Annotated in this window: 14 protein-coding genes; 8 read left to right on the top strand and 6 right to left on the bottom strand. The window is 68.5% G+C overall.

Annotation, left to right across the window (positions count from 1 at the left end):
* From AOZ06_RS41145 to AOZ06_RS41135, 3 genes are all read right to left on the bottom strand, one after another.
* On the bottom strand, window positions 1-852 hold the full coding sequence (locus AOZ06_RS41145) for an SDR family NAD(P)-dependent oxidoreductase (protein WP_054294315.1): 852 nt from the start codon (window positions 850-852) through the stop codon (window positions 1-3).
* Between the two features lie 116 nt (window positions 853-968).
* Window positions 969-1,895 (bottom strand): ABC transporter permease, encoded by a 927-nt coding sequence (locus AOZ06_RS41140; protein WP_054294314.1) that lies wholly within the window; start codon window positions 1,893-1,895, stop codon window positions 969-971.
* A 229-nt stretch (window positions 1,896-2,124) separates the two neighbouring features.
* The gene (locus AOZ06_RS41135) at window positions 2,125-4,953 is read right to left on the bottom strand and encodes an alpha/beta fold hydrolase (RefSeq protein WP_054294313.1); all 2,829 of its coding nucleotides are present in this window, start codon (window positions 4,951-4,953) and stop codon (window positions 2,125-2,127) included.
* Window positions 4,954-5,277: 324 nt separating this feature from the next.
* Between AOZ06_RS41135 and AOZ06_RS41130 the strand changes: the two genes are divergently transcribed.
* Together AOZ06_RS41130 and AOZ06_RS41125 are read left to right on the top strand one after the other, a co-directional pair.
* Window positions 5,278-6,288, top strand: coding sequence for a TerC family protein (locus tag AOZ06_RS41130; protein ID WP_054294312.1), 1,011 nt, complete (start codon window positions 5,278-5,280; stop codon window positions 6,286-6,288).
* A gap of 51 nt (window positions 6,289-6,339) precedes the next feature.
* The gene (locus tag AOZ06_RS41125; protein ID WP_054294311.1) at window positions 6,340-8,232 is read left to right on the top strand and encodes a S9 family peptidase; all 1,893 of its coding nucleotides are present in this window, start codon (window positions 6,340-6,342) and stop codon (window positions 8,230-8,232) included.
* Here the strand turns inward: AOZ06_RS41125 and AOZ06_RS41120 are convergent.
* Window positions 8,225-8,881, bottom strand: coding sequence for an RES family NAD+ phosphorylase (locus tag AOZ06_RS41120; protein WP_054294310.1), 657 nt, complete (start codon window positions 8,879-8,881; stop codon window positions 8,225-8,227). The genes AOZ06_RS41125 and AOZ06_RS41120 overlap by 8 nt on opposite strands.
* Window positions 8,882-8,919: 38 nt before the next feature.
* Entirely contained in the window at window positions 8,920-9,504 is a 585-nt protein-coding gene (locus AOZ06_RS41115; RefSeq protein WP_042186991.1) for a hypothetical protein, read from the bottom strand.
* A 147-nt stretch (window positions 9,505-9,651) separates the two neighbouring features.
* On the opposite strand from AOZ06_RS41115, the gene AOZ06_RS41110 reads away from it, so the two are divergent.
* The 5 genes from AOZ06_RS41110 (at window position 9,652) to AOZ06_RS41090 (ending at window position 16,391) form a co-directional block, all read left to right on the top strand.
* The gene (locus AOZ06_RS41110; RefSeq protein WP_054294309.1) at window positions 9,652-10,230 is read left to right on the top strand and encodes an ASCH domain-containing protein; all 579 of its coding nucleotides are present in this window, start codon (window positions 9,652-9,654) and stop codon (window positions 10,228-10,230) included.
* An 83-nt stretch (window positions 10,231-10,313) separates the two neighbouring features.
* Window positions 10,314-11,843 (top strand): sugar ABC transporter ATP-binding protein, encoded by a 1,530-nt coding sequence (locus AOZ06_RS41105; RefSeq protein ID WP_054294308.1) that lies wholly within the window; start codon window positions 10,314-10,316, stop codon window positions 11,841-11,843.
* Window positions 11,840-12,850: an ABC transporter permease gene (locus AOZ06_RS41100; protein ID WP_054294307.1), complete on the top strand. Its 1,011-nt coding sequence runs from the start codon at window positions 11,840-11,842 to the stop codon at window positions 12,848-12,850. The genes AOZ06_RS41105 and AOZ06_RS41100 overlap by 4 nt, the downstream gene beginning before the upstream one ends.
* A gap of 17 nt (window positions 12,851-12,867) precedes the next feature.
* On the top strand, window positions 12,868-13,860 hold the full coding sequence (locus AOZ06_RS41095; RefSeq protein ID WP_054294306.1) for a substrate-binding domain-containing protein: 993 nt from the start codon (window positions 12,868-12,870) through the stop codon (window positions 13,858-13,860).
* A 56-nt stretch (window positions 13,861-13,916) separates the two neighbouring features.
* Window positions 13,917-16,391, top strand: a complete 2,475-nt coding sequence (locus AOZ06_RS41090) for a glycoside hydrolase family 172 protein (protein WP_054294305.1) — start codon at window positions 13,917-13,919, stop codon at window positions 16,389-16,391.
* 72 nt (window positions 16,392-16,463) lie between these two features.
* Here AOZ06_RS41090 and AOZ06_RS41085 read toward each other — a convergent pair whose 3' ends face one another.
* Entirely contained in the window at window positions 16,464-17,456 is a 993-nt protein-coding gene (locus tag AOZ06_RS41085) for a LacI family DNA-binding transcriptional regulator (protein ID WP_054297298.1), read from the bottom strand.
* A 154-nt stretch (window positions 17,457-17,610) separates the two neighbouring features.
* Here AOZ06_RS41085 and AOZ06_RS41080 point away from each other — a divergent pair, with 154 nt between their 5' ends.
* Entirely contained in the window at window positions 17,611-19,023 is a 1,413-nt protein-coding gene (locus tag AOZ06_RS41080; RefSeq protein WP_054294304.1) for an L-fucose/L-arabinose isomerase family protein, read from the top strand.
* The last annotated feature ends 4 nt before the right edge of the window (window positions 19,024-19,027 follow it).

Here is a 19,027-nt window from a genome sequence, read left to right as displayed (position 1 = left end):
TCACCTGGACAGGGACGCCAGCCGCCGGTAGAGGCTGATGCCGGCGTTCATCAGCGAGTAGTAGTGCGTCGGGGAGATCCGTGCCAGCGCGTCGAAGAAGTACGCGTCCGGGCCGACCAGGATCCGGGCCTTGCCCGCGTCCACTCCGGAATGGATGATCGCCGCGGCCTTGTCCGGAGTGGTCATGGTGATCCTGTCGAACTGCTTCGTGAGGTCCTCGTGGCTCCTGGCGACACCGAAGGCGTCCTGCCGGAAACGGGCGTTGCGCACGATGTTGGTCCGGATCCCGCCGGGGTGCACGGTGACCGCGTGCACGCCTGTGCCGCGTAGTTCCTGGCGCAGCGAGTCGGTGAAGCCGCGAACGGCGAACTTCGAGGCGCAGTAGGCGCTGTGGCCGGGCATGCCGGTCAGGCCGAACACGCTGGACGTGTTCACGATCGCGCCCGCGTCCTGCTCGACCAGGATGGGCAGGAACGCGCGGGTGCCGTGCACGACGCCGTGGAAGTTGATGTCGTGCAGCCACTTGTCGTCGGCCGGGTCGCCGTCCCTGACCGTGTTGGACACGTCCACGCCCGCGTTGTTGAACACCGCGGCCAGCGGGCCGGGCAGCCAGTCGCGCACCTCGGCGGCGAAGGCGGCTTGTGCGTCGCTGTCGCCCACGTCCATGACCTTGGTGAGGACCTTGCCGGTCAGCCCGGCGGCGGTCTCCTTCAGGCCTGCCTCGTTGACGTCGGTGATCGCCACCGGGGAGCCGAGCCCGTCGAGCCGGGTGGCCAGGCTGCGGCCGATGCCGGAAGCGGCGCCGGTGACGACCACCGGATTGCCCGCGAGTTTCAGGCGCGACTGGGACATCGGGACTCCCTGAGTGTGGTACGGCTTCGTACCACACTCACGGTACGTCAACGTACCGTCACTGACAACACAAAGGGGCGGCCACCCGTCGGTGACCGCCCCTTGTGGCATGTGCGCTAGCTCGTGATGTCCTTGCGCGTGAACTTGCGGACGGCGAGGAAACCGAAGAACGCCGCGAAGCACACCGCCGAGAACGCGCCCCTCGTCATCTCCGACCAGTCGATGTCGGTGGAGATCAGGTCCGACCAGGCGAACGCGTAGTGCGTCGGCAGGTAGTTGCGCAGGTCCTCCAGCGCGGTGATCTGGTCGAGGATCTGCGAGACGATCGCGACCAGCACCGTGCCGCCGACCGCGCCGAGCGGCGCGTCCGTGGACACCGAGAGGAACAGCGCCAGCGCCGCCACCCACAGCAAGTTGATCGCGATGTAGATCGTCGCCGCGTAGATCGCCGTCACGCCGTCGCCGAACGAGACCGCGTCACCCGTCGGGCTCACCGCTTCGCCCGCGCCGTACCAGATCACGCCGATCAGCAGCGACACCGACGGCAACAGCAGCAACGCGAACAGCGACAGGATCCCGGACGTCATCGCCTTCTGCGCGATCAGCCGGTGCCGCGGGATCGGCGTGGCCAGCAGGTACTTCAGGCTCGACCACGACGCCTCGCTCGCGATCGTGTCCCCGAAGAAGATCGCCACGATCATCGGCAGCAGGAACGTGCCCGACACGAACAACGCGAACACCACGAAGTTCGGCGCACTCGCCACCGCGAGGTCGACGAACGTGCCCTGCCTGCGGTTCGGGTTGGACTGTCCGATCTGGAACGCGACGACCAGCACGACCGGCAGCAGCACGAGCAGGCCCAGCATCAACTGGGTCCGGCGCCTGCGCAGCTGCCTGGCCAGCTCCACGCGGATCCTGAGGGTGCGGCCCGCCTTGTAGCCGACCACCGAGCCGTCGGACTGGACCTTCAGGTGTTCGTGGGAGGCCGCTTCCTCCATCGCCCCGATGGCCGTGGGGTCGGTGTGCACATTGTTGGTACTCATGTGTACTTCCCGCCTGACTCGAGCCCGTCGCATGAGCTGGGTGATCCGCTCGCCCCTGTCGACCGTCCGGGTGATCCCGGAGCCGATGGACCGTCGTCGAATCCACTTGTCCACAACCGGTGAGTAGCCCGTTGACCAGCCCTCATCCCCGATGGACTGGAGCAGGGACGCCCCCCGGGTCGGGTGGGGGACTGTCCGGTGGGGTTTTTCGGGGTGAGAACAGGGGGTTTCATGCCTTGTTCTCCCCGACCAGCTCCAGGAACGCGTCCTCCAGGCGTCGGCGTGGGCCTGCCTGCTCGACCGCGACACCGGCGGCGACCAGAGCACCCAGTGCCTTGGAGCGCGGTGTGCCGTCGAGGTTGGCGTGCACCTGCTTGCCGTCGACCTCGACGCCCGTGACACCGGCCAGCTCACCCAGCACCGACGCCGCCTGGTCGGGCTGGTCGACGCGGAACGTCGCCTCGCCGCCGACCGCGGCGATGTCCGCGACCTCGCCCGCGGCGACGAGCTTGCCGCGGTGCATCACGACCACGTGCGTGCACGCTTGTTCCACCTCGGCGAGCAGGTGGCTGGAGACCAGCACCGTGCGCCCGGTGGCGGCGTAGCGCTTGAGCACCTCGCGCATCTGGTGGATCTGGGGCGGGTCGAGCCCGTTGGTCGGTTCGTCCAGCACGAGCATGTCCGGGAAGCCGAGCATGGCCTGGGCGATCGCCAGCCGCTGCCGCATCCCCTGGCTGTAGGTCTTGACCCGGCGGCGCACCGCGTGGCCGAGCCCGGCGATCTCGATCGCCTCGTCGAAGTGCGCGTGCTCCAGCGGGCGCCCGGTCGCCGCCCAGTACAGCCGCAGGTTCGCCTCGCCGGACAGGTGCGGCAGGAACCCGGAGCCCTCCACGAACGACCCGATCCGCGACAGCACCGGCGCACCGGCGTGCACCTTGTGCCCGAACACCCTGATCGAGCCCTCGGTCGGCTGGATGAGGCCCATCAGCATCCGCAGCGACGTCGTCTTGCCCGCGCCGTTGGGCCCGAGCAGGCCCAGCACCTGGCCTTTCTCCACGCGGAAGGACAACCCGTCCACGGCCTTCAGCCCGCCGGGGTACTCCTTGGCCAGGTTGTCGATCACCAGCGGCACACCGGTCAGGTCCGGGTCGACGTCGTCGGCGCGGCGACGGCGGATCGCGGCGACGATCGCCACCACGATGACCAGTCCGATCACGACACCGATGCCGATCAGCGCGAACATCGGCGGAGTCTGGGTCGAGCGCGTGCCCGGCACGACCGGCACCTGCAGTGCCGTGTCGGTCAGCGAGACCGTGACGGCAGCGGGTTGCGCGGGCACCGCGTACGCCTGGTCGGTCGTGGTGACGGCGACTTCGATGCGGTGGTCGGCTTCGATCGGCCGCACGATGCCCGGCAGCGTCACGGTCACGTCCGCAGGCAGTTGCGTGACCCTCAGCGGTGACACGGCCGAAGCGGGCAGCGTCCGCGTTCCGTCCCCGGCGACGTCGTAGAGCTTCGCGAACAGCACCACGCCGTCGGCGGGCACCGGCGCGCCGGGCGCCGCTTCGACGCGGATCCGGACTGTCGACGAGCCGCTGACGAGCAGCTGGCTGGTCAGCGGTTCACTGCGCCACCTGGCCACCTGGCCGGGGATGTCGACCGCGAGCCTGCTGGCCAGCCTGGCCGACCCGGCCACGACGGAACCGAGGCCGGGCATGCTCGTGATCGACCCGGGGTTGCCGCCTGGCGGGTTCACGATCGTCTGCTGTGGACCGGCCAACGTGATCGGACGGCGCTCGGTGGCGGACCTGCCGCCGAGGCCGGGATAACCCGCCGCGGTCATGGTCCGCACGCTGGGCGCACCCTGTGCCCTGATCGCGCCCTGCACGGCGTACTCGAAGCTGGTGCCGGGGTCGGCGCCCCGGCCGCGCAGGTGGAAGTCGAACCAGTCGGCGATCTTCGCGCGCAGGCTCGGGCCCGGCTTGCCGCCGTCGTGCCCGCCCGCGTACCAGACCATCTTGACCTTGCCGCCCGCCGCGGCGATCTGGCGCGCGGTCGCGTCGGACTGGTCGAGGCCGAAAAGGGTGTCCTGCTCGCCCTGCACGATCATGGTCGGCTGGGTGATCCGGCCGGTCACCGACACCGGCGACACCGACCGCAGCAGGTCCACAGTGGCCTTGCTGGCTTTGCCGGTGGTGGCCAGTTCCGTGTACGCCGCACAGACCCGCGGGGTGAACCGGCCACATGGGCCGTTCGGCTGGGCCGCGCCTCGGCCGCCGGGTGGCGGAGCGCCCTGTGCGCCACCCGCTGCCGCGGCGGCTGGGTCCTGTGCGGCCAGTTGGTTGCTGTTGTCGTCGCTGCCCGGTTCGGAGGCGTCGACGCTCGGGTTGGCGAAACCCGCTCCGCCCATGCCCGCGGCGAAGAAGACGCCTGCCCATGAGCGTTTGAACACGCCCTGCGCGGCGAAGGCGTTGGCCGACGGTGTGCCGGCCAGCTGGCCCGACGTGGTCGCCGAGTTCGGGATCAGCGCCTGACCGAGGTCGTTGTACGTGATCACCGGCGCCAGCGCGTCGATCCGCTTGTCGTATCCGGCGGCCAGCAACGAGATCGCGCCACCGTACGAACCGCCCGTGATGCCGACCTTGGGGTCGTCACCGTCCTTTTGCACCTCGGGCCGTTTGGCGAGCTCGTCGATCAGCCTGCTGACGTCGGCGACCTCGGCGTCCGGCGCGTTCAGCGCGATCTGGCCGGTGCTGCGGCCGAAGCCGCGCGCCGTCCACGCCAGCGCGACGAAGCCCCGTTGGGCGAGTTCACGGGCGTCCGCGTCGACGCTCTCCTTGCTGCCGCCGAACCCGTGCGCGACCAGCACAGCCGGTGCGGGCGTCTGTTCCGGCAGGTAGAGGGTGGTGTCGAGCTGGGCATCGCCGCTGGAGACCAATCGGTTCTCCGTGGCGATCGTGGGTCCGTCGGACCCGCTGTTGACCCAGATCAGAACTCCTGCCGCGACGATCACGGCGGCCAGCGTGAGCGCCAGCCAGCGGAGGCGGGTCTTGGACATTCGGGGCACCTGCGAACCGTATGGGAAGGTTGCTGAGAACTCGCTGTGGGTGACCGACCGGCGGCCCGATGACCGGCCGAACGGGCGATGTGACCAAGAACAACAACCGGATGGGGGACTCCGCCTGGCGTCCGGGCGAGCCGATAGGGACAATAAGGGCTGCAGTGGAGGGGAGTATTCCTTCGCGGCGGTGTCGTCAACACGGATCTCGACCGCTGGGACCAGTGGTAATGACCCCGGCGCCGTCGGTCTGTGCGCGGATGTCGCACTGGCGGAAGAGACCTCCGGTGGAGACGGCTATGCCCGCCTGACCGGAGGTGACCCATGAGTGTGCCAGTGTGGTTGTGGATCGCGACGATTGCCGGACTTCTCGTCCTGCTCGCGATCGACCTGGTGATCGTCGACCGCAAACCCCATGAGGTGACAATCGGCGAGGCCGCCAGGTGGGTGACGTTCTACGTCGCCTGCGCGGTCGTCTTCGGTCTCGGCCTCTGGTACTTCGCCGGTGGCCAACCGGCCGGCGAGTTCTTCGCCGGGTACATCACCGAGTACTCGTTGTCGGTCGACAACCTCTTCGTGTTCCTCGTGGTCATGGGCGCGTTCAAGGTGCCCGCGATCCACCAGCACAAGGTGCTGCTGATCGGGATACTGCTCGCGCTGGCCATGCGCAGCGTGTTCATCCTGCTGGGGGCCGCGGTCATCGCGGAGTTCAGCTGGGTGTTCTACCTGTTCGGCGCGTTCCTCATCTACACCGCCTACACGTTCCTCAAGTCGAACCACAGCGACGACGACGAGGAGTACAAGGAGAACGGCGTGACCAAGCTGGCGCGCAAGTTCCTCCCGGTCACCGACGACTACCACGGCGCCAAGTCGTTCGTGAAGGTCGCGGGCAAGCGCATGGTCACCCCGATGTTCATCGTGATGATCGCGATCGGCACGGCGGACCTGCTGTTCGCGGTCGACTCGATCCCGGCCATCTTCGGCCTGACCAAGGAGCCGTTCCTGGTCTTCGCGGCCAACGCGTTCGCGCTGATGGGCCTGCGCCAGCTGTACTTCCTGCTCGGCGGCCTGCTGAACAAGCTGGTGTACCTGCAGCTCGGCCTCGCGGCCATCCTGGCGTTCATCGGCGTGAAGCTCGTGCTCGAGGCGCTGCACACCAACGAGCTGCCGTTCATCAACGGCGGCGAGCACCTGAACGTCTGGGTGCCGAACATCGCGGTGTCGCTGAGCGTCATCATCGGTGTACTGGCCATCACGACGGTCGCGAGCCTGATCAAGGCCAAGCGGGACAGGGCAAAGGAGTCAGGCGACACGTCGGTCACGACGTCGGGCTGACCCTTCTTCGGAAGGTCGTGAGCCTCGCTAAGTATCGGGTAGCGTCGGCGTGTGCGCCCAGATGACATCGAGCTGCTCACGACCACCGATTCGATCAGCCTCCGGGGTGAGTTGCTGCTGGTAGCAGCGGCTCACCCCGATTTGGCGAGCAACAGCTACCGCGGCGGCCTGCACCGGGTGGCCGTCGACGGATCGGGGACCAGTCCGTGGTCGCACGGTCACCTCGACGGTGAGCCCGCGATCTCGCCGGACGGCGAATGGGTCGCGTTCCTGCGCAGTGCCTCCGCGGACGAGCGGCCGCAGCTGTACGTCCAGCCCACCGGCGGCGGGGACGCACGCGCGTTGACCGACCTCCCGCTCGGTGCGCAGACACCGGTGTGGTCACCGGATTCGACCAGGATCGCGTTCGTCGCCCGGGTGCCCGACGAGGGCCGCTACGCGCGGGACGGCAAGCCGGGCGACGAGTCGCACCGGCGGATCACCCGGCTGGACTACCGTTGGGACGACATCGGGTTCGTCTTCGACCGGCGCCCCAGGCTGTTCGTCACCGACCTCGACGGCGAGCTCACCCAGCTGACCGACGGTGCCTGCGACGTGGGCAAACCGGCTTGGACACCGGACAGCGCCCAGCTGGTGTTCCCCGCTTCGGCCGACTGGGGCGCGCGGGAAAGCCAGCGCACCAATCTCTACGCCGTCCCGGCGGCAGGCGGCGCACCTGTTGTCGTGGTCGAAGTGCCCGGTGACGCGCATTGCCCGGTCGTGGGCGACGGAGTCGTTGTCTTCCAGGGACGTGAGTTCGACGGTGACCACACGGTCGCGGTGAACACGAGTCTCTGGGCGGCGCCGCTGGACCTGGCGGAACCTCAGCAGCCGCGCAAACTCACCGACCAGGAAACGGTCTGCTGCGAGGACGGCATCGGCCCGCAGCTGATGGGGTCGTCGGTGGTCTTCGTCGCGCTCAACCGCGGCGCCAGCGAACTGCGGCAGGTCCCGTTGTCCGCGTCGGCGGTGCCGTTCGCCGAGACCACGTTGCTGGCGGGCGCCAAGAGCAAGGTCAAGGCGTTCTCGGTGGACGGCGCGCGGATCGCCGTCGCTCTGTCCACTCCAGACAGTGCGGGGCAGGTCGCCGTGGCCGGCAGTGTCGTCGCCGACTTCTCACCACCGTTGCGTGCCAGCGGTTTGCGTGAGGTCAGGGAAATCTCCGGGCAGTCGCCGGACGGCTACGAGTCGCACGGCTGGGTGGTGCTGCCCGAAGGGCCCGGCCCGCACCCCGTGCTGCTCGCCGTGCACGGCGGGCCTTTCGCGTACCACGGTTGGGGGTTGTTCGACGAGGCGCAGGTCTACGCCTCGGCCGGATATCTCGTCGTCCTGCCGAACCCGCGTGGCTCGGCGGGTTACGGGCAGTCCCACGGGCAGGCGGTCGTGCACGGCTTCGGCACGGTCGACGTGGACGACGTGCTTTCGCTGCTGGACGCCGCTTTGGCGTTGCCGGAAGCGGACGCGTCGCGGGTCGGCGTGATGGGCGGTTCCTACGGCGGGTTCATGACCAGTTGGCTGGCGGCGCACCACGGGCAGCGCTTCCGGGCCGCGTGGAGCGAACGCGCTGTCAACGCGTGGGACTCGTTCACCGGCAGCTCCGACATCGGCTACATGTTCACCGATCTGTACGTCGGCTCGGACCGGGAGGCGCAGGCCAAGGCCAGCCCGTTGACCTACGCCGACCAGATCAGGATCCCGTTCGCCGTGGTGCACTCCGAGCACGACTGGCGGTGCCCGGTCGAGCAGGGCCAGCGGCTGTTCGTGGCGCTGCGCAGGCAGGGAACCCCGGCCGAGCTGCTGCTGTTCCCCGCCGAAGGGCACGAGCTGACCCGCTCCGGTAAGCCGCGCCACCGCAAGGAACGCTTCGACGCGGTGCTCGAGTGGTGGGCGCGGCACCTCAGCTGAGGAGCGTGTAGTTCAGCTCCTCGCAGATCCGGCCGAGCGGCAGGTCGAGTCCCGGGTGGTCGAGGGGCAGCAGCATGTCGGGCGCCGGCGGGATCGCGGTGCCCGACGGCGGGTCGAACAGGCAGATCGCGGGTTCACCGCCGTCCATCGAGCTGCGGTACCAGACGCCGTCGAGTTCGGGGTGCGCTGCCCTGATCGCCCGTGCCCACGCCTGGGTCAGTGCCTTCGCGCCGCTGGAGAGCTCCTGCGAGGCACCGGCCCTCGTCGGCCAGAGACCCGAGAGGTCGAGCAGGCGCAGCGTGCGCTGCGGGCGGAACACGACAAGGTGCGGCCGCCGGGTCGATCTGTCCACAATGGACGTCGACTGGAACACCTCGGCGAGGCTGGTGCGCACCGACAGGCCGAAGTACAGCACGCCGTTGCCGGGGCTGTCGGCCGGACGGCCCTCGGGGCCGAGCGGGTGCGGGTCGAACCGGCCGTGCGGGAGCGGGCCGGTGTAGCGGAAGGAGTTCCACCGTTGGCGGTGCGCGCCGCCCGCTGCGAAGATCCGGACAAGGCGGGTGCCGCTGTGCACCGCCACGATGTCCTCGTCGGATCGCAGCAGCGACCTGAGCGCAGCCGGAGTCGGTGGCTGGGGGAGCCGAGCCATGCGTTTCGATCGTCAGCCTGGTTGTGTCGTCCTGGCCGTCACGCGGGGGTTCCGAGGACGGCTGCCAGCGCGGCGACCCGGTCCGGATCGCCTCCCGCGAGCAGCCACTGCCGCGGGGTGCCGGGCTCCCCGCTGATCAGGAGGTCCTCCTGCGGGGTGGTCATGAACGCGGCCACCACGAGCGGTGGCTGGTCGATGGGCAGTGCCGCCAGCACGGTCTCCAGGCCGGGCAGTACACCCGATCCGGTGAACTGCCACGCGGGCAACCGCCAGCCGCCGCGGTCCTTCCAGCCGACGAGCCTGCCCGCCGCGAGGCGGTGCCTGATCCGGCTGGTGTCCACGCCGATGGTCGTGGCCGCGTCGGACACGGTCAGCGCCGAGTCGCGCAGCACGGCTTGGGCGGCGACGGCGCGCGCCCGCGAGTCGACCTCGTCCGGGCGGCGAGGCCGCAGGTCGAGGCCCACTTCGGTGAGCGTTTCGCGCTGGTCGGCTGAGAAGTACTCAGCGGGATTGGGGTTGGGTGGAGACAACCTCCTCGCGGCGTCCTCGACCAGGCCGAGGAACTCGCCGGGGGTGACCCGCAACCCTGCTTTGGCCAAAACCGTCTCCAGCGCGATGCTCATTCGCATAGACTAGCGCGGATGTGCGGGTTCGTGCGCCTTTGTGAAGAAATTCACGAAGATGGATACAAATCGCACATAGTCCAACACGGTGCGTGCAACTTCTCCCACTATGCCGTTCGAGCAGGTCCCTGTCGAGAGGTATGAACGATGCTGATCAGGCAGAACGTCCTCGAACGGATTCGCGCGGGCGAGGTCACGCTGGTGTTCCGGCGCTGGACCCGGCCGGCGGTGACGGCGGGCGGCACGCTCAAGACCGCCGTCGGCGTCCTCGCCATCGACTCCGTCGAACGGATCCCGCTACGCAGGATCACCGCCAAGGACGCCCGGTTGGCGGGATACAACACCCTCGCTGAGCTGACATCGTTTCTCACAGGCCGTGACGGCGACGTGTACCGGTTGGCGTTGCGGTTCGCCGGCGCCGACCCGCGGGTGTCGTTGCGCGAGTCATTGCCCTCGCCTGAGGAGATCGCGCGGATCTGCTCGGCACTGCGCCGGATGGACGAACGGAGTAGACGCGGGCCGTGGACGTTCACCGTGCTCTCGTTGATCGGCTCGCGGCCCGGTGTCCGCGCGCCCGATCTCGCGCAGTCGCTCGGCCGCGAGACGCTTCAGTTCAAAGCGGACGTTCGCAGGCTCAAGGAACTCGGGCTCACCAAGAGCCTCGCAGTGGGCTACCGGCTTTCCCCGCGCGGCCAAGCCGTTGTTGGACAGCAACCGATTCCCTGATCATTCGGTCGGCGCTTGACACGTCGGAGCGGCCACCCTAGCGTCTCGGGTAATCGTTTACTCGGCCTTGTGGCGGGGTGTGGATGGACAACGGTGTCGCATCACTGGTGGGGCTAGTCCGGATCAGCAAGTCCTACGGCGGGGTCAAGGCGTGCCGCGACGTGGATCTCACGGTCCGGGCCGGCGAGGTGCACGCGCTGCTCGGCGAGAACGGCGCGGGCAAGTCGACGCTCATGCGCGTGCTGTCCGGCGATCTGACCGACTACACCGGAACGATCACCGTCGGTGGCGAACCCGTGCGCTTCCACGGCCCGGCCGACGCGCAACGCGCCGGAATCGCCATGATCCACCAGGAACTCGACCTCGTCCCCGGCCTCTCGGTCGCGGAGAACATCTTCCTCGGCAGGGAGCCGCGGACCCCGGTCGGCACGCTCGACCGGCGCGCGATGCTGCGCGAGACCGCGAACCTGTTGCGCCGCGCCGGAATCGCCATCGACCCCGGCAGGCACGTCGGCGAGTTGCGCACCGGTGAACAGCAGCTGGTGAGCCTGGCGAAGGCGCTCTCGCTCGACGCCAAGGTGCTGATCATGGACGAGCCGACGTCCGCGCTGTCGTCGGCCGAAGTGGACCGGATGTTCGCGGTGATCGGCGAGTTACGCCGGTCCGGCGCGGGAATCGTCTACATCTCGCACCGGATGGACGAGATCGGCCGGATCGCCGACCGCGCGACGGTCCTGCGCAACGGATCCGTCGTCGCCGAGTTCGACGCCAGGGACATGACCGCCGACCAGGCCGCCGAGGCGATGATCGGCCGCCCGGTGCGGGCGATGTTCACCACCCACGAGGACGTCACCTCCGGCGAGACGTTGCTGGAAGTGCGGGATCTCGTCGTACCCCGCACGCGGCCGGGGCGCCGCGACCCGGCGGGAATCAGCCTCACCGTCCGCCGCGGCGAGATCGTCGGCCTGGCCGGCCTGCTGGGTGCGGGCCGCACCGAACTGCTGGAGACCCTGTTCGGCGCGGGCGGGCGCTGGCAGGGGGCGGTGACGTTCAAGGGGCGCCCGCTGCGCCACCACAGACCGCGCTCGGCGATCCGCGCGGGCGTGGTCTACATGCCAGAGGACCGCAGGATCTCCGGGCTGGCGCTGGACCACTCGGTGCTGGCCAACACCGTTCTGTCCGTTGTGGATCGAATAGCGCGGCTCGGTGTGGTGTCCCGGCGGCGGGAAACCGCGGAGACGACCCGGATCGTGCACGACCTCAGCATCAAACTGGCGTCGGTGCGCGACCCGGTATCCGCGCTGTCCGGCGGGAACCAGCAGAAGGTCGTGCTCGGGCGGATGCTGCTCACCGAACCGGAACTGCTGCTGCTCGACGAACCGACTCGAGGTGTGGACGTCGGCGCCAAAGCCGAGATCTACCAACTGCTCGGCCAGGCCGCGCAGCGCGGGATGGGCGTGCTGCTCGCGTCGTCCGAACTGGCGGAGCTGGTCGGTGTGTGCGACCGGGTGGTCGTGTTGCGCGGCGGGCGTGACGTCGCGGAGCTGCGGACCTCGCAGGCCGGTGAGGCCGAACTGCTCGCGGCATCCATGGGGGAGGTCGTCACCTTATGACCGGTACGGAGTTCGTGGCGTCCCGGCGGCAGAGCGTGCTCGCCGTCGTGTTCCGCTTCCAGAGCCTGTTCGGCCTGGTCGCGGTGTTCATCGCGGCGATCGTGTTCTCGCCGAGCCGCAACGGCGAACTGCTGTTCCTCACCGGCGACAACCTGTTCAACGTGGTGCGGGCGGTGTCGGAGATCGGGATCATCGCGGTCGGCATGACGTTCGTGATCCTGATCGGCGGCATCGACCTCTCGGTCGGCGCGATGCTCGGCCTCGCCGCGGCCGGGTCCGCGGTGCTGTTGGTGGAGAACGACTTCGGCCTCATCCCGGCTGTGCTGATCGTTCTGGCCGTCGGACTCGGCTTCGGTTTGCTGCAGGGCGTCGCGTCGGCCGCGTTCGGCATCCAGGCGTTCATCGTCACCCTGGCAGGCCTGCAGTGCGCGCGGGGTCTCGCGCGGATCTGGTCGGGCGGGCAGGGCGTCGCGATCGCCTACGGTGACGGGCCGGGCGAGGCGCCGGTGGCGTTCTCCCTGCTGGGCGAGCGGACGTTCAACGGGCTGGTACCCATCCCGGCGCTGATCTTCGTCGTGGTGGCCGCGTTGGCGATCCTCTTCCTGCGCGGCACGGCGTTCGCGCGGCACATCTACGCCATCGGCGGCAACGAGAAGGCGGCGCGGCTGTCCGGTGTGCCGGTCAAACGGGTCAAGATCGCCGTGTTCGGCATCTGCGGGCTGCTCGCCGCCCTGGCCGGGATCATCCACGCCGGCCAGCTCAACCAGGGCAGCCCCAACGACGGCCTGGGCTACGAACTCGACGCGATCGCCGCGGTCGTCGTCGGCGGCACGAGCCTGGCCGGTGGGCGCGGTTCGGTCGTCGGAACCGTGGCCGGTGCGCTGCTTCTCGGCGTGCTCAACAACATCCTGGCGCTCAACGGCGTCGACACGAACGTCCAGCTCCTGATCAAGGGGCTCGTGATCGTGGTTGCGGCGGGCCTGCAACGGCTCCGCCCGTCAACCTGAGGGAGAAAGGACAAGGCATGCGCGTACAGGCGCTCTTAGGGGTTGCTGTGGTGCTCGGATCCTTGGTGGCCTGCGGGACGACAAGCGAGAACCGTCCCGGCGGGACCGCGTCGAACGCGCCGTGCAAGGGCGCCGACGGCAAGTACGTCATCGGCATGAGCCAGGCCAACGTGGCCGAGCCGTACCGGCAACGGATGGACGACGACATCAGGACCGCGGCCAAGGCGGTGCCGCAGTTCGAAGTCCGCTTCACCGACGCGCAGCAGGACAACTCCCGCCAGGTGTCCGACGTCGAGAACTTCCTGACCCAGCAGATCGACCTGCTCATCATCAGCCCGAACGAGGCCAAGCCGCTGACCGGCGTGGTCAAGAAGGCCTTCGACAAAGGCGTTCCCGTGATCGTGCTGGACCGCAAGGTGGAAGGCGACGCGTACACCTCGTGGATCGGCGCGGACAACGTGGAGATCGGCCGCCAGGCGGGCAAGTACGTCGCCGAGCAGCTGCTGCCCGACGGCGGCAAGATCGCGGAGATCCGCGGCCTGGCCGGTTCGACGCCCGCCAAGGAACGCGGCGACGGCTTCCGCGAGTCGCTCCGCGGCCGCAAGATCGAGATCGTCGTCAGCCAGGACGGCGACTGGCTGCGGGAGAAGGGCCAGGAGAAGGCGGACGCGATCCTCAAGTCCAACCCGGACGTCTCGGTGATCTACGCGCACAACGACCCGATGGCCGAGGGCGCCCACCTGGCCGCGCGAGCCGCCGGCAAGCAGGACGCGTTGAAGTTCATCGGGATCGACGGCCTGCCGATCCCGTCCGGCGGACTGAAAGCCGTCGAGGCCGGGCGCCTCTCGGCGACGCTGATCTACCCCACCGCGGGCAAGGAAGCCGTCGAGGCGGCGAAGAAGATCCTGGTGGACTGCCAGCAGGTGCCCAGGACACAGACGCTGAAAACGCAGTTGATCACGAAGGAAAACGCGGCACAGGTCTACGCGAAGGAGAACTCAGGCAACTGAGGCCCAGACCGCTGTGCGAGGGCAGCGGCTGAACAACACCATACAGAGGAGGCGGGATGCGCTTCGGGTCCCTGCTCGCATCCACAGTAATCTCCGCCCTCGTCCTCAGCTCGGTCAGCGGTGCCGCCCAGGCGGCACCGCGGGTCACGAGTGCGACGGACAAGGGCCCGATCGGCTGGCAGGTCTATCGCCAGATGGACCAGCTGGCGGCGATGAGACCTGGCGCCATGTCGCGGCAGTTCTCCAGTTTCGACCGCGCGGGCGGCAACGACGACGGGTTCGTCGGGACGTATTCGTGCCTGCGCAAGACAGCGACCGGGTGCGTGATCGCCGAACGGACCGGCGCGGGGCAGATCGACTCGATGTGGTTCACCCGCGACTTCGGCTCGATGGTCAACAACGGCCGGATCAAGATCGAGCTGGACGGCCGGGTCGTCCTGGACAACCTGCTGCAGGAAGTCGTCGACGGGAAGCTCGGCGCGCCGTGGGTCTGGCCACTGGTCGGCAACGGCGAGGACACCTCCGGTGGCGCGGTGGTCAAGGTGCCGATGCCGTACCGCGAGTCGATGCGGGTGACTGTGCAGGCGAACCCGCTTTTCCACCACGTGTCGTACCGGGATTTCGCGGACGCCGACGGCGTGCAGACGTTCGACCCGGCTGACAAGGCACTCGACGTGGTCGCGAAGCTGCGCGGATACGGCATCCGCGACCCGAAGGGAGTGTCCGCGACCAAGGCGCCGGTCGCGACGGGCTCGGTCGCGGCGGGCAAGTCGAGGAATGTGGCGGCGCTGGCCGGGTCGGGCTGGCTGACCCAGCTGCGCGTGAAGGTCCCGCAGATCGTGGCCAGCCCCCGGGTCGGCGACGACGGGCGGGCGTTCGCGGTGGGCGGGTCGACGACGTTCAAGGTCGCGATCGACCCGGCGAACACAGGAGTGCGGATAACCAGGCGCTACGACCCGCAGGTGGGCAACCAGCGCGCCCGGCTGGTGGTCGACGGAACCCAAGTGGGTTTCTGGGAAAGCGGGCCGCGGGTCCCGACGGGCGAATGGCGTGACCAGAGCATCCTGGTGCCACCGGCGCTGACCGCGGGCAAGTCGGCCCTGACCGTGCTGAACGAGTACATATCGTCCGATTTGGACGTCAACGAGTTCCACTACAACGTGCACAGCAACGTCCTCGGTGACTGGCGCCGCACGGACGTGATGGACGTCGGCCCGAACCACCCCGGCGAGGAGCAGGCGCACGGGTACACGATCAAAGGCCTGAACTGGCAGGGATACCGGGTTTTCCGCTACCCGGTCGCACCGGCCGAGGTGGCCAAGTCGGACGCGCTGCTCAGTGGCGTGCGAGTCGTGATCGCCTTCGACGGCAAGACGGGAGTGGACGCCCCGCTCGGCGAGTTCTTCGGCTCAGGCCTGGGCGAGTACGACACGATGACGTTGATGTCGTCGATCGACACATCACCGGACGGCTGGTACACGTCCTGGTGGCCGATGCCGTACGCACACAACGCGACCGTGACGCTGATAAACCAAAGCGGCATCGAACTCGGCGACGTGACCGTGGAAACGGACCACGCCACCGACCCATCAGTCGCGGCGGCCCTTCAGTCAGGCAAGATCGGCTACTTCCGCGCGACCAAGCAAGCCGGGAACACAGTGCCAGGCCAGGACTTCACGTTCCTCCAGGCAAGCGGGCGCGGGGTGTACTACGGCGTGACGCACTCGATGCGAGGCGCTATCCCCAACGGCAACATGCGCCTGTACCTGGAAGGCGACGAACGCGTGTACGTGGACGGTGCGGCGACACCGACGATCTACGGAACAGGCACGGAGGACTTCTACGAATCCGGCTGGTACTTCCGCGACGGCATCACGTACACGATGCCACTGGCCGGGAACCCGGCATGGGAGCTGAACGGCGACGGATGCCAGCACGACTGCACAGGGGCCTACCGCCTGATGATCGGCGAGGCGGTCTCGTTCTCGTCGAACCTGCGCTTCGACATCCAGCACGGACCGGTGAACGACGCACCGGCGAACTACAGTTCGACGTCGTACTGGTACGGCCAATCCCGGCCGTCCCTGACTGAAAGCGACGTCCTCGACGTAGCGGACGACGCGAGCCGCGCGGCCCACGGATACCAGTCGACGGGAGAAACCCGCCGAACACTGCAATCGACCTTCGAAGGCAAGGACGACAAGGTCAACGTGTCCGACGGTGTCGCGGCAACCACAGGGCCGATCACGTTCACGCTGAAGCTGGCCCCGGGAAGCACCGGAGCCAGGCTGCTGCGGATGAACGACCAGAGCGAAGCCTTCCAGCAGGCGAGCGTCTTCGTTGACGGAACAGCAGTGGGAACGTGGTCGCAGCCACTGGGGAACACGTCGTCGCGGTGGCTGGAGGACACGTTCGAGCTGCCGGAGAGCGCGGTGGCGGGAAAGAACTCGGTGACCATCCGGCTCGAACCGCAGACAGGCGCACCGGCGTGGTCGGCCGCGCGCTACCGGATGCAGACGAAGACTGGATGAGGCCGGTCGGCTCTTGCCTGCCCCTGTCCGGGCAAGAGCCGATCACCGCCCCGGACAACGACTGGGGCGGTGTCAGCGGGTTGAGCTGCCGCGAGTGATGAGCGTGGCGCTCAGCGTGGTGGTGGTATAGGCCAACGAACTGTTCGCGATACGTGCGAGCAGGAGTTGCGCCGCTGCTTTCCCGATGTCGTAAGCGGGTTGGGACACCACTGACAGAGGTGGGTCGACCAGTTGAGCCCAGGGCGCGTCATCGAACGCGACCACGCCCATGTCCTTACCCAGCCGGAGGTCCAATGTAGAGAGCGCTTCGAGCACGCCGATGGCCATCGTGCTGTTGGCGACCAGCAACGCGTCCGGGCGGTCCGGTGAGTTCAGCAGGTCGATGGTCGCCTCGTACGCGCCGTCTGACCTGTATTCCGAGCGGCGGACGAGCTTGGCCGGGGTGCGGCGTTTCGCTGCCCGCAGCGCGTCCTTGTATCCCGCCAGTCGGTCGTCCGCTGTGGGGATCCCGGCTGGGCCGGTCACGCAGCCGATCCGTTCGTACCCTTGGGTGATCAGGTGCGTCGTGGCTTGTTTGGCCGCGCTTCTCGTGTCGACTAGGACCATGTCGGCTTCTGCTGACGGCAGCGCCCTGTCCACCGCGACCAGCGGGGTTCGCCGGGCCGTCAGGAGGTCTACATTGGTCGCCGTGCCAGTCGGCGAGAGCACGATGCCCGCTACCCGCTCCTGGATCGCGACGTCTATGTACCGCCGCTCCTTCTCCGGGCTTTCGTCGGAGTTGCACAGCACCACCGAGTAGCCCACTGCTTGGGCCACGTCTTCCACCCCGCGGGCGATCGAGGTGAAGAAGGGGTTCTCGACGTCCGAGATGATCAACGCGAGGACCGCTGTCTCCTGGCGGCGCAGGTTGCGGGCCGGTCCGTTGGGCTGGTAGCCCAGTTCGGCCGCGGCGGAGAGCACGCGGGCCGCCAGTGCCGGATCTACTGTGGACTTCCCGTTCAGTGCGCGTGACGCGGTCGCCGTCGAGACCCCGGCCTTGATCGCCACGTCGTTGATGGTCGCCACACCCACCGGCCTCACTCTGTGAACTGCTGTGAACGTCTTTGCAGCGCTTGGGGCACTGCGGCGATGTTGACACTACTCGGCCCGGAGAATAGCGTCACGAGTAATCGATTACTCGACTCGAGGGCAGTCTCACTGCGAACGCGTTGGAGGACTCGTGGCCCGAATCGGCGTGATCAGCATTTCCGACGGCCGAGACTACGTACACGGCGGAATCGCCGATTTCATCCGCCAGACCGAGGACAAGCTCGCCGCCCGGCTGACGGACGCGGGCCACGACGTGGTCCGCGGCTCGAGCCCGGTCAGCGCCAACACGCTCGCGACCTCGGTCGCGCGTGAGATCGCCGCGGCGGACGTCGACCTGACCGTGCTGCACTACGCGGTGTGGGCCTTCCCGCACTTCACGATGCTCGCGGCGGGCGCGATCGACGGACCGCTGCTGTTGCTGTCCAACGTCGACCCGGTGCAGCCCGGCATGGTCGGCATGCTCGCCGCGGGCGGCGCGCTCGACCAGATCGGACGCGCGCACACGCGGCTGTGGGGCGACCCGGCCTCGCCGGAGCTGATCGCGTCGATCGGCGTGCACGCCACGGCCGCCGCGGCAGTCGCCGCACTGCGGGGCTCCACGTTCGGCCGGATCGGCGGACGGCCGATGGGCATGAACACCGCGGTCGCCAACACCGACCAGTGGCAGCGGCTGTTCGGCATCGACGTCGAGGAGATCGACCAGTGGGAGATCGTCCGGCGCGCCGAACTGGCCGACGCCGGTGAGAAGGCCATGGCACGGGAATGGCTGGAACGGCACGCGACCGTCCACTACGACGGCAAGAAGCTCACGCCGGAGCTGCTCGAGCGGCAGATCGGGTCGTACATCGCGATGCGTGACCTGATCGGCGAGTGGAACCTGGACTTCACCGGGATCAAGGGACAGCCCGAGCTGACCCAGCACTTCGCCACGATGGACGTCGCCGAGGCGTTCCTCAACGACCCGTACGACTGGAACGGCCCCAAACAACCCCACGTCTGCGCGACCGAGGCGGACATGGACGGCGCGTTGACCATGCAGCTGTTCAAGCAGATCACCGGCACTCCGGTGCTGTTCGCCGACGTACGGCACTACCACGGCGATCGGGACATCTGGGATCTGTGCAACTCGGGGCAGCACGCGACCTGGTACGCGGCCCGCAGCTCCGACCCGGCCGAGAACCTGGCCCGCGTACACCTGTACCCGGAGGTGTTCTTCTTCCCCGCCGGTGGCGCGTCCGTGCACCACCTCGCGGCGCCGGGCGAAATGACGCTGGGGCGCTTGACACGGAAAGACGGCGCGTATCGAATGCAGTTGATGCTCGGCAGCTTCGAAACCTACGACGACGAGACCAACCAGGCGTTGATGAACCAGTCGACGCCGGAATGGCCGCACGCCTTCGCCCGGCTGGACGCGCCGGCCGAGGTGTTCCTGTCCCGGTTCGGGGCCAACCACATCCACGCCATCCCCGGCGACCACCGCGCCACCGTGCGTGCGGCGTGCTCGCTGCTCGGCGTGGCGCTCGACGAGTTCACCAGGGGCTGACAGC

Source organism: Kibdelosporangium phytohabitans (assembly GCF_001302585.1).
Taxonomy (GTDB): domain Bacteria; phylum Actinomycetota; class Actinomycetes; order Mycobacteriales; family Pseudonocardiaceae; genus Kibdelosporangium; species Kibdelosporangium phytohabitans.
This window is presented reverse-complemented; position numbering and strand designations above follow the sequence as displayed.

Coding starts and splice junctions, on each gene's coding strand:
- AOZ06_RS41145 (WP_054294315.1), bottom strand. CDS start 852: ATGTCCCAGTCGCGCCTGAAACTCGCGGGCAATCCGGTGGTCGTCACC.
- AOZ06_RS41140 (WP_054294314.1), bottom strand. CDS start 1,895: ATGAGTACCAACAATGTGCACACCGACCCCACGGCCATCGGGGCGATG.
- AOZ06_RS41135 (WP_054294313.1), bottom strand. CDS start 4,953: ATGTCCAAGACCCGCCTCCGCTGGCTGGCGCTCACGCTGGCCGCCGTG.
- AOZ06_RS41130 (WP_054294312.1), top strand. CDS start 5,278: ATGAGTGTGCCAGTGTGGTTGTGGATCGCGACGATTGCCGGACTTCTC.
- AOZ06_RS41120 (WP_054294310.1), bottom strand. CDS start 8,881: ATGGCTCGGCTCCCCCAGCCACCGACTCCGGCTGCGCTCAGGTCGCTG.
- AOZ06_RS41115 (WP_042186991.1), bottom strand. CDS start 9,504: ATGAGCATCGCGCTGGAGACGGTTTTGGCCAAAGCAGGGTTGCGGGTC.
- AOZ06_RS41110 (WP_054294309.1), top strand. CDS start 9,652: ATGCTGATCAGGCAGAACGTCCTCGAACGGATTCGCGCGGGCGAGGTC.
- AOZ06_RS41105 (WP_054294308.1), top strand. CDS start 10,314: ATGGACAACGGTGTCGCATCACTGGTGGGGCTAGTCCGGATCAGCAAG.
- AOZ06_RS41100 (WP_054294307.1), top strand. CDS start 11,840: ATGACCGGTACGGAGTTCGTGGCGTCCCGGCGGCAGAGCGTGCTCGCC.
- AOZ06_RS41095 (WP_054294306.1), top strand. CDS start 12,868: ATGCGCGTACAGGCGCTCTTAGGGGTTGCTGTGGTGCTCGGATCCTTG.
- AOZ06_RS41090 (WP_054294305.1), top strand. CDS start 13,917: ATGCGCTTCGGGTCCCTGCTCGCATCCACAGTAATCTCCGCCCTCGTC.